Genomic DNA, 8,842 nt, shown 5'->3' with positions numbered 1-8,842 from the left:
ATGTGGGCGGCGCTGTACACGTACACGCCCGAGCTGTACGGCACCGGGGCGCGTGCGACGGGTTCGGGCTTCGCGTCGGCGATCGGCCGGATCGGCTCGCTGATCGGGCCTTACGTGGTCGGCGTCGTGTTGCCGGTGTTCGGCCAGGGCGGCGTGTTCACGCTCGGCGCGCTGTCGTTCATCGCGGCGGCCGTCGCCGTGTGGACGCTCGGGATCGAGACGAAGGGCCTCGCGCTGGAACAACTGGCGGCAGGCGACGATGCGGGCGGCAGCGGCCGGTATCCGGCGGCGGCAGCGGACGAGGCGTCCTGATCGCTAACGTTGGTTTTCAAGCTGCTTCGAGCCGAATCCAGGCACTCGATCTCGACATCGCTCTGCCGATGCACGGTCCGGCGATCACGCAAGACATCCCGCGCGTGCTCGCCGGCGCAATCGCTCACGGCAAAACCGCCGCCGCGTCAGCCGCGGAGGCGGTAATACGACAGGGGTACCGCAGCGGCCGTCACGCGTCGGCGACGACGAACTCTTCGGCCGCCTTGCGCTGGACCGCGGCCATCACGGCCAGTTCGCGCTTGCTGCGCGCGTCGCCGGACACGACACCCGTCGCGTGCTTCGCTTTCGCACCCAGCGGGAAGAAGACGAACGACGCGCCGGCCGGCGCTGCCGGCTCCGCGCGCAGGCGTTTGTTCAGGATTTTCAGGTACTTCTTCTTCGAGACTTCCTTAGCAGCCATGGCGCCCTCCGCGTAAACGTGGTGTGGACCAGCATACCAGCTTTGCCGAGGCGCTCCGTGACAGCGGCCGCGCGAATCGATCTGCTTTAAAATGGAGCCCGCTTACGCGACCTGCCGCACCGCCCGCGGCCGCATGTCCTCATCGGAGCGCTTCCATGCATGTCGAGTTGTTCGCGCAGCATCACGCTTGCCCCGGCTGGCAGGGCGACATGGCCCGACGCATTACCGCATTCGACTGGTCGGCCACCGGGCTCGGCCCGCTCGACGGCTGGTCCGCCAGCCTCGTCGCGGCCGTCCGCACCGTGCTCGCCTCGCCGCTGCCGCTGGTGATGCTGTGGGGCCGCCCCGGCTACATGATCTACAACGACGCGTATGCCGGATTCGCCGGCGGCCGTCACCCGTATCTGCTCGGTCAGCCGGTCGAACTCGGCTGGCCCGAAGTCGCCGATTTCAACCGAAACGTGATGAACACCTGCCTCGCCGGCGGCACGCTGTCCTATCGCGACAAGGCCCTCGTGCTGCTGCGCAGCGGCCGCCCGGAAGATGTCTGGATGGATCTGCACTATAGCCCGCTGCCCGACGACGAGGGTGCACCGGGCGGCGTGCTCGCCGTCGTGGTCGAGACCACCGAGCGCGTGCTCGCCACGCGCCATCGCGATCGCGCGGAAGCGGCGCTGCAGGCCTCCAATGCCGAGCTGCGCGAGCTGACTGAAACGCTCGAACAGCGCGTGACCGACGCGATCGCCGAGCGTGCGGCGATCGAGGAGCAGTTGCGTCACGCCCAGAAGATGGAAGCGATCGGCAACCTGACCGGCGGCATCGCGCACGACTTCAACAACGTGCTGCAGGTGATCAGCGGCAACCTGCAGATCCTCTCCGTCGAACTCGGCGCCCATGCGAGCGCGCAGCCGCGGATCGAGAACGCGAACAATGCCGTGCGGCGCGGCGCGCAACTGGCGTCGCACCTGCTCGCGTTCGCGCGACGCCAGCCGCTTGCGCCGACCACGCTGAACCCGTGCCGGCTGATCGACGGCATGAACGAGATGCTGCACCGCGTGCTCGGCGAAACCGTGCGGATCGTCTCCGCGCTGGCGCCCGACGTCGGCAACGTGCTCGCCGACCGGCACCAGCTCGAAAACGCGCTGCTGAATCTCGCGATCAATGCGCGCGATGCGATGCGCGGCGGCGGCACGCTGACGATCGCCGCGTACAACAGCACGCAGCCCGGCCACGCGGCCGGCACGCGCGGCACAACGATGCCGCCCGGCGAATACGTGACGTTCGAGATCGCCGACACGGGCATCGGCATGACGGCCGACGTGCTCGAACGGGTCTTCGAACCCTTCTTCACGACCAAGCCGGACGGCGAAGGCACCGGGCTCGGGCTCAGCATGGTGTTCGGTTTCGTCAAGCAGAGCGGCGGCCACGTGTCGATCGACAGCACGCCCGGCCAGGGCACCACCGTGCGCCTCACGTTTCCGCGCTGCCACGAGGCAGCCGACGAACCTGCCCGCACGCCGCAGCACGACGCGGTGCGCGGCCGCGAAACGATCCTCGTCGTCGAGGACGATGCGGATGTCCGGCTGACGGTGGTCGACATGCTCGCGCAGCTCGGCTACAAGGTCATCACGGCGTCCGACGGCGAAGCCGCGCTGCGCGTGCTCGACAGCGAAACGCCGATCGATCTGCTGTTTACCGACGTGATCATGCCGGGCCGCGTGAAGGGCGGCGAACTCGGACGCCGCGCCGCGCTGCGCAAGCCGCCGTTGCCGGTGCTGTTCACGTCCGGCTATACGCGCGACGAAATCTTCCACGCGGGGCGGCTCGACCCCGGCGTGATGCTGCTCGGCAAGCCGTACCGGCGCGACGAACTCGCGGCCCGGATTCGCAGCGTGCTCGATGCGCAGCAGGCCGACGCGGCATGACGCATCGCCGATACGGCGCCTTTCGCGATTTCGACCGCCGCTGAATTTTTTGCCCGCGATGTCGATTCCCGTCGCCGTCGCGCGTCGTGTTGTCGTAACCGATCGTTTTGCCGTCGTACCGCCGGCAAACGCCCTATTCCCGTTCAAGGAGAAACGACAATGCGCGTCATGGTCATCGTCAAAGCCACCGCCGATTCCGAATCCGGCCAAATGCCCGACACCGAACTCATGGCTGAAATGGGCCGCTTCAATGAAGAACTCGTGAAAGCCGGCATCCTGCTCGCCGCCGACGGGTTGCGCCCGAGCAGCCACGGCAAGCGCGTGCACTTTTCCGGCAAGAACCGCTCGGTCATCGACGGTCCGTTCGCCGAAACGAAGGAACTCGTCGCCGGCTACTGGCTCTGGCAGGTCAAATCGATGGAGGAAGCCGTCGAATGGGTGAAGCGCTGCCCGAACCCGATGCCCGGCGACTCCGACATCGAGATCCGCCCGCTGTTCGAGATGGAGGATTTCGGCGACGCATTCACGCCGGAGCTGCGCGAGCAGGAAGCGCGGATGCGTGCGGAAGTCGACGCCCGACAGCAGCGCTGAGCGGCAGGCCGGCGGCGCACACGCCCCGGAGGAGCCGGTTGACGAGCCCTGGTCAGTAACGTATCGTTTTGATACGTTACTGACCAGGGCTCGTCATGCATTCCCGTTTCGACCGTTTCCGCTCGACCCCGCTCGGCGCCCAGCTCGAAGCGCTGATCGAGCAGCCCGAGCGCTATCTCGAGTTCGCGGCGCTGTCGCGCGTCGGCGTCGCCGCGATCGGCGCGATCCAGGACGAGATCGCGCACAAATTCCCCGAAATCGAAACCGACACGACGGCCCGCCAGTTCTGCGGCGCGATGGTCGCCGACGTGATGCGCCGCCGCGGCCACGAGGTCGTGCAGGCGCGCGGCCGGCTCGGCGGTGCGCTGTTCAGCTATGGCGCGGTGTTCAGCGCGTGCCCGCACCGGCTGCCGTTCGCCGACGTCGTCGCCGCGCTGGCGCGCATGCCGGCCCGGCTCGCCGCCTATGCGGCGCATGTGCCGGCCGCGCTGGCCACGCGCCGCCCGGCCGGCACCGGCTTCTCGCTGGTCGAACATGCGTGCCACCTGCGCGATCTCGATGCGGTGTTCGCCGCGCGCATCGACGCCGTGCGCAGGGCCGAGCTGCCCGTGATCGAGTCCGTCGACGGCACCGCGCTCGCCGCGCAACGCGACTACCTCGCGCAGCCGCTCGATCTCGCCGTCGCGGCGTTCGTCAGCGGGCGCGCCGCGCTGTGCGCCACCGCGGCCGCGCTGGAGCCGGCGCAACTCGCACGCTGCGGACTGCGCGACGGCATCCGCCGCATGTCGCTCGACGAACTCGTGCGCGAGCTGCTCGACCACGATCGCACGCACGGGCTCGAACTCGACGAACTGCTCGCCGAACTCGAATTGCCGCCGCTTCCTTCAGCACACGCCGCATGATCCAGCCCACGCCCGTCGTCTTCATTCACGGTTTCATCGGCACGTTCGACGTGCGCGGATGGAACGGCCCGCATCTGCGCCCCGACCTGCTCGGCTACGGCGTGCATCGCGCCGCGCCGCCCGACACGATCTCGCTTGCCGCGCAGGTCGAGCATGTGCGACAAACCGTCGAGATGCACTTCGGGATGCAGCCGGTCGATGTCGTCGGCCATTCGGTCGGCGGCGCGATCGCGATGCTGTTCGCGCATGCGCACCCCGAACGCGTGCGGCGCATCGTCAACGTCGAAGGCAACTTCACGCTCGACGATGCGTTCTGGTCGGCATCGGTCGGCCGCATGACGCCCGGCGAAGCCGACACAATGCTCGACGGCCTGCGCGCGGCCCCGCTCGACTGGCTGCGCGGCGCGATAGACGCACCGTCGCCGGGCCAGCTCGACGACGCACGCCGCTGGCTCGCGCATCAGCCGGCATCGACGCTGCGCGCGATGGGCCGCTCGGTGGTCGACACGACCGGCGATGCGGGCTACCTGCCGGCGCTCGCACAGGTGTTCGACCGTCATCGCGTGTGGCTGATCGCCGGCGAACGCTCGCGCGCGGGCTGGCACGTGCCGGCCTTCGCGCTCGCACGCTGCGCCGGCTTCGACACGATCGCCGGCTGCGGGCACCTGATCGCGGCCGAGCGGCCCGACGCATTGCGCGCCACCCTCGAACGCATCGTAGGCGAGCCGTCTGCCTGACAACCCGTAGGATTCGCCGAAATATGGTTGAAAGGCGCGGTTGCTAGAGTCGCCGGAACAGGGTTTTCCCGGCATCCGGCCGGACTGGATCGACACATGCAAGGATCGATGCGCCTGGCACGTACTTTCTGGCTGCTTCTGCTGCTCGCCGTCACGAGCCCTGCCTTCGCCTTTCACGCGCGGGTCGTCGCGATTCCGAGCGCCGCGATGAGCGAAACGCTCAAGGCCACCATCGTGCTGCCCGACGATTACGCGCGCGACAACCACGGCGAGCGTTACCCCGTCGTCTATCTGCTGCACGGCTCGGGCGGCGACCATACCGACTGGACGTCGAACACGCACATCGCCGCGCTCGCCGACCGTTATCACGTGATCCTCGTGATGCCCGACGGCGGACACGAAAGCTGGTACATCGACAGCCCGTTCGATTCGGGCAGCCGCTACGAGACCTTCGTCGGCGATGAAGTCGTGTCCTATGTCGACCTGCATTTCCGCACGATCGCCACCCAGCATGCGCGCGCGATCACCGGGCTCAGCATGGGCGGCTTCGGCGCACTGCGCATCGCACTCGACCGGCCCGAGACGTTCGGCGCGGTCGGCAGCATCAGCGGCGCGGTCGATCCGCGCTGCTGCACGGACGAGCCGGGGATCGCCCACGTGTTCGGCGATCCCGACCGCCATCCGTCGTTCTGGAACCGCAACGTGATCGCCGAAAGCGCGCGGGCGTTCGTGCGCGCGCATCTCGACCTGACGATCGATTGCGGCCGCGACGACGCATTCGTCGACTCGAACCGCACGCTGCACGAACGGCTCGTCGCGCTCGGCGTGCCGCACGACTATGCGGAGCGCCCGGGCGGCCATACGTGGGATTACTGGGCGAATGCGATCCGCTACCAGATGCGGTTCTTCGCGACGTCGTTCCAGCATCGCGGTTACGCGTCTCGTGCCGCGCCGTCCGCGCCGGGCATGACTCGCGCGGGCTGACGCACGGCTAGCCTTTAGCCCTTACAGCGGCCGCTATCCGGTCGCAGGCTGCCAGGCCTGAAAATCGAAACGGGATGATGGACCGGCACGTCGGGCAACACACCCCGGCAAGAAGATGAACGCGCGCCGCCCGACGCGCGAAAAGAGAAACGACGAAGCCGTCAGTTGCCGTGCGTGGTGTCCGCGCCGACGACGCGATCGAAGAATTCCTGCGCACGCGCCAGCTCGTCGAGCGCGCGATCGAGACGCGACATCGCGCGGGCGTATTCGGCCGACGAGCCGTCGTCGTCGCTTTCGCCGCGCACCGCGCGAAACGCCTGGTCGACGTTGCGCGTCGCTTCGACGAAGCGTTGTGCGGCCTGTGCTTCCGGCGAACAGATGTGGGTCGACATCGACACTCCTCCCTCGGGATTGCAGTGTGAAGCACGCCGACGCTCAGTGTGCGTGGTACGCATGTCGGCGGCGTGAACCACGAGCCGCCGCGTGTCGACGCATCGGCCGCCGCACCGCGCGCTTCGTGCCGATTGTCGCTCCGCGCTCGCCGATCCGCTACGGCGAGATTGCAACAAATTCTTGCGCGAACGGCGTCGTGCGTGGCGTCACGCGCGCCCGACGCGCGGATGCGCCAACCCCGCGAACGCGGCCGCTTCGCCCGGCGACAGGTCGAACAGATCGCCGGTGAGATCGCGCGGATGCTCGGCCGCGGGCCGGTTGCGCAGGCGCGCGACATGCGTGGGCGCGACATACGCGGCGGCCGTTTCGAGCGGCGGCACGTCGAACAGATCGCGCGTGACGCCGCGCACGGCATCCGTCGGCGAACGGCCGCGCAGGCGCGCGACCAGCTCGACGAAGCGATCGAAATCGCCCGCGCGCGTGGCCTTGTTCACTTCCGCGAGATCGCGCGCCTTCAGCACGCACGGCTGCGCAAGCCGCACGAAATACGGCGCCTCGAGCTCGACCGACAGCGCGAGCGGATAGCTCTTGCCCGTCTGCTCCTTCGCCCGCCCGATGCAGTCGACCACGGCCGCCCCTTGCGCGGCGCCCAGCGGCTTGCCGGTGCTCACGCTGCGCAGGTGGTCGGGAAACACGCGCAACTGCGTGCCGACCGTCAGCGCGGTGGACGACGCGCACACGAGCGCGTAGTGCTGCTCGCGACGCCGGCCCGACGGCAACGTCGAGCGGCTGGCGATGAACGTATGCGGCGGCAACGGCCGCACCTGCCCGCTGGCGTCGACCCACGCATTCCACAGCAGCGCGTCCTTGCGCGCGCCCGCACGCGGACGCGACGCGACCGGCGAAAACAGTGCGAGCAACGAACCCGTGCGATGCGCGGCGACCTGCGCGCTGCTGCCGAGCGGCTGGTTGATGCCCCACAGAAAACGCCCGCCCCCGAGCCGGCGCTCCCATTCCTTGCGGAGCACGACGGTCGGCAGTTCCTCGCCGGACTCGGTACCGATCTTGGTCCAGCAGAACGTGGGAGGGAGGTGTTTCAGTGTCATCAACTTTCTCGGGATACAGCCTCGCTGCTGACAGCAAGCCCATTCAACAGCCGTAACTGTATAGGTATAATGCATCGCATGGAAGCCCCGGACCAGGATTTTCCCGTTCAAGACCTGTTGCGCCGCCTGATGGCAGACACACGCTCGTCCAGCGAAATCGCGCGACTTTCCGGGGTCAGCCAGCCCACCGTATCGCGCCTTCGGCTGTCGAACGGGCACCGGCTGCGCCGTAGCGCGCCATTCAACAAGCTATGCAGTTTCTATGGGGTCGACACCGAGCCGTCGCGCCGCCGGTACAACGACCTGCTGCGCGACGCGATCGTCGACGCGTGGGACGGCTCGGACGAGCACGGGCGCGCGCTGCTGGTCGTGATTCAGGGGCTGAAGGATTTGCAGGCGAAGGCGGATGACGGGTAATCGCGGCAACGTACCCGGTCATTCATCAAGATTGAACGTGATCGGCACGCGCGCTCGCATCGGCGTCGGCGCGCCGTTTTCTATATGCGCGGCGCAGCGGCTTGCCAGCACCGCATCGCGCGCCGCGGCATCGAGGCGCGGATAGCCGCTGCCGGCGGCAGCGACACGCGCGGCGACCACCCGGCCGCATCGGTTTCCGGTTCGACGAGCGCGGTGCCGCGTTCGCCCCTGCCGTCGCCCCTGCCGTCGCCCGGACCGCGCCTCGTCAGCAATCGCACGCCGCGCCGCATTGCGCGAGCGAATTCTCCTTGCTGCGAAAAACCAGCGGCTGTTCGTCGCTCGGCGCACGACGTCGCGCGAACTGCACGGCCTGTTCGACCTGACCGTGATGGGCGGACTTCGCACACACCGGATCGGCCTCCCGCGGGTCGCCGGCCAGCAGGTAGGCCTGACACCGGCAACCACCGTGATCCGCATGCCGCTCGTCGCACGTACGACACGGCTCGCGCATCCAGTCGTCGCCGCGAAACGCGTTGAACGCGTCGCTGTCGTACCAGATGTCCCGCAGTGAACGGTCGCGCACGTTCGGCAACGCGAGCCCCGGCAGCGACCGCGCGGCATGGCACGGCAGCGCGGTACCGTCCGGCGCGACGCCGAGGAACACCGAGCCCCAGCCGTTCATGCAGGCCTTCGGGCGGCGCTCGAAATAGTCGGGCACGACGAACAGGATCTTGCAACGCTCGCCGATCAGCTTGCGATAGCGGTTGACCGTGTCCTCCGCCTCGCGCACCTGCTCGACGGTCGGCATCAACTGGTCGCGATTGAGCATCGCCCAGCCGTAGTACTGCGTGTTCGCGAGCTCCAGGTAATCGGCGCCGAGATCGAGCGCCATCTCGATGATCTGCCCCACGTGCGGCAGGTTGTAGCGATGCAGCACGCAGTTGAGCACCATCGGGTAACCGTGCGCCTTGATCAGCCGCGCCACGTCGCGCTTCAGTTCGAACGTGCGTGTGCTGGTCAAGAAATCGTTTAGCTCGCGCGTCGAATCCTGCAG

General features: G+C 68.3%; 11 protein-coding genes and 1 pseudogene. 7 read left to right on the top strand and 5 right to left on the bottom strand.

What is annotated here, in order from left to right; all coding sequences use genetic code 11:
• Positions 1 to 312: pseudogene (locus JMF90_RS12305) on the top strand (MFS transporter); the annotation flags it as partial.
• Between the two features lie 190 nt (positions 313 to 502).
• Here the strand turns inward: JMF90_RS12305 and JMF90_RS12300 are convergent.
• Positions 503 to 733, bottom strand: coding sequence for a hypothetical protein (locus tag JMF90_RS12300; RefSeq protein ID WP_011547073.1), 231 nt, complete (start codon positions 731 to 733; stop codon positions 503 to 505).
• Between the two features lie 155 nt (positions 734 to 888).
• Here JMF90_RS12300 and JMF90_RS12295 point away from each other — a divergent pair, with 155 nt between their 5' ends.
• The 5 genes from JMF90_RS12295 to JMF90_RS12275 all read left to right on the top strand — a co-directional run bounded on the left by JMF90_RS12295 (position 889) and on the right by JMF90_RS12275 (position 5,872).
• Positions 889 to 2,658 carry an ATP-binding protein gene (locus tag JMF90_RS12295; protein ID WP_125381621.1) on the top strand — a complete coding sequence of 590 codons (1,770 nt, stop codon included), beginning with the start codon at positions 889 to 891 and terminating at the stop codon, positions 2,656 to 2,658.
• A 159-nt stretch (positions 2,659 to 2,817) separates the two neighbouring features.
• Positions 2,818 to 3,249, top strand: coding sequence for a YciI family protein (locus JMF90_RS12290; RefSeq protein ID WP_011547071.1), 432 nt, complete (start codon positions 2,818 to 2,820; stop codon positions 3,247 to 3,249).
• Positions 3,250 to 3,344: 95 nt separating this feature from the next.
• Positions 3,345 to 4,151, top strand: a complete 807-nt coding sequence (locus JMF90_RS12285) for a DinB family protein (RefSeq protein ID WP_011547070.1) — start codon at positions 3,345 to 3,347, stop codon at positions 4,149 to 4,151.
• Positions 4,148 to 4,888: an alpha/beta fold hydrolase gene (locus JMF90_RS12280; RefSeq protein ID WP_011547069.1), complete on the top strand. Its 741-nt coding sequence runs from the start codon at positions 4,148 to 4,150 to the stop codon at positions 4,886 to 4,888. The genes JMF90_RS12285 and JMF90_RS12280 overlap by 4 nt, the downstream gene beginning before the upstream one ends.
• A 96-nt stretch (positions 4,889 to 4,984) precedes the next feature.
• Positions 4,985 to 5,872, top strand: a complete 888-nt coding sequence (locus JMF90_RS12275; protein WP_006480624.1) for an alpha/beta hydrolase family protein — start codon at positions 4,985 to 4,987, stop codon at positions 5,870 to 5,872.
• 161 nt (positions 5,873 to 6,033) lie between these two features.
• On the opposite strand, the gene JMF90_RS12270 is transcribed toward JMF90_RS12275, so the two are convergent.
• Both JMF90_RS12270 and JMF90_RS12265 read right to left on the bottom strand, forming a co-directional pair.
• Positions 6,034 to 6,264 carry a hypothetical protein gene (locus JMF90_RS12270; RefSeq protein WP_011547068.1) on the bottom strand — a complete coding sequence of 77 codons (231 nt, stop codon included), beginning with the start codon at positions 6,262 to 6,264 and terminating at the stop codon, positions 6,034 to 6,036.
• Between the two features lie 207 nt (positions 6,265 to 6,471).
• Positions 6,472 to 7,371, bottom strand: coding sequence for a hypothetical protein (locus tag JMF90_RS12265; protein ID WP_011694824.1), 900 nt, complete (start codon positions 7,369 to 7,371; stop codon positions 6,472 to 6,474).
• 78 nt (positions 7,372 to 7,449) lie between these two features.
• On the opposite strand from JMF90_RS12265, the gene JMF90_RS12260 reads away from it, so the two are divergent.
• Complete coding sequence (locus JMF90_RS12260) at positions 7,450 to 7,788, top strand: helix-turn-helix transcriptional regulator (RefSeq protein ID WP_011547066.1); 339 nt, start codon at positions 7,450 to 7,452, stop codon at positions 7,786 to 7,788.
• 18 nt (positions 7,789 to 7,806) lie between these two features.
• On the opposite strand, the gene JMF90_RS40775 is transcribed toward JMF90_RS12260, so the two are convergent.
• On the bottom strand, positions 7,807 to 7,899 hold the full coding sequence (locus JMF90_RS40775) for a hypothetical protein (protein ID WP_374039667.1): 93 nt from the start codon (positions 7,897 to 7,899) through the stop codon (positions 7,807 to 7,809).
• A 154-nt stretch (positions 7,900 to 8,053) separates the two neighbouring features.
• Positions 8,054 to 8,842: SPASM domain-containing protein (locus JMF90_RS12250; RefSeq protein ID WP_201325134.1), on the bottom strand; the 789-nt coding region annotated here is incomplete at its 5' end.

The sequence above is a fragment of the Burkholderia sp. E168m23 genome (assembly GCF_016586125.1).
GTDB lineage: Bacteria > Pseudomonadota > Gammaproteobacteria > Burkholderiales > Burkholderiaceae > Burkholderia > Burkholderia orbicola.
Note: the sequence above shows the minus strand (reverse complement) of the source record. Positions and strands in the feature narration are given on the sequence as shown.

Bases quoted from the DNA above. Each gene is read 5' to 3' on its own strand.
- JMF90_RS12300 (WP_011547073.1), bottom strand. From the start codon at position 733: ATGGCTGCTAAGGAAGTCTCGAAGAAGAAGTACCTGAAAATCCTGAAC.
- JMF90_RS12295 (WP_125381621.1), top strand. From the start codon at position 889: ATGCATGTCGAGTTGTTCGCGCAGCATCACGCTTGCCCCGGCTGGCAG.
- JMF90_RS12290 (WP_011547071.1), top strand. From the start codon at position 2,818: ATGCGCGTCATGGTCATCGTCAAAGCCACCGCCGATTCCGAATCCGGC.
- JMF90_RS12285 (WP_011547070.1), top strand. From the start codon at position 3,345: ATGCATTCCCGTTTCGACCGTTTCCGCTCGACCCCGCTCGGCGCCCAG.
- JMF90_RS12280 (WP_011547069.1), top strand. From the start codon at position 4,148: ATGATCCAGCCCACGCCCGTCGTCTTCATTCACGGTTTCATCGGCACG.
- JMF90_RS12275 (WP_006480624.1), top strand. From the start codon at position 4,985: ATGCAAGGATCGATGCGCCTGGCACGTACTTTCTGGCTGCTTCTGCTG.
- JMF90_RS12270 (WP_011547068.1), bottom strand. From the start codon at position 6,264: ATGTCGACCCACATCTGTTCGCCGGAAGCACAGGCCGCACAACGCTTC.
- JMF90_RS12265 (WP_011694824.1), bottom strand. From the start codon at position 7,371: ATGACACTGAAACACCTCCCTCCCACGTTCTGCTGGACCAAGATCGGT.
- JMF90_RS12260 (WP_011547066.1), top strand. From the start codon at position 7,450: ATGGAAGCCCCGGACCAGGATTTTCCCGTTCAAGACCTGTTGCGCCGC.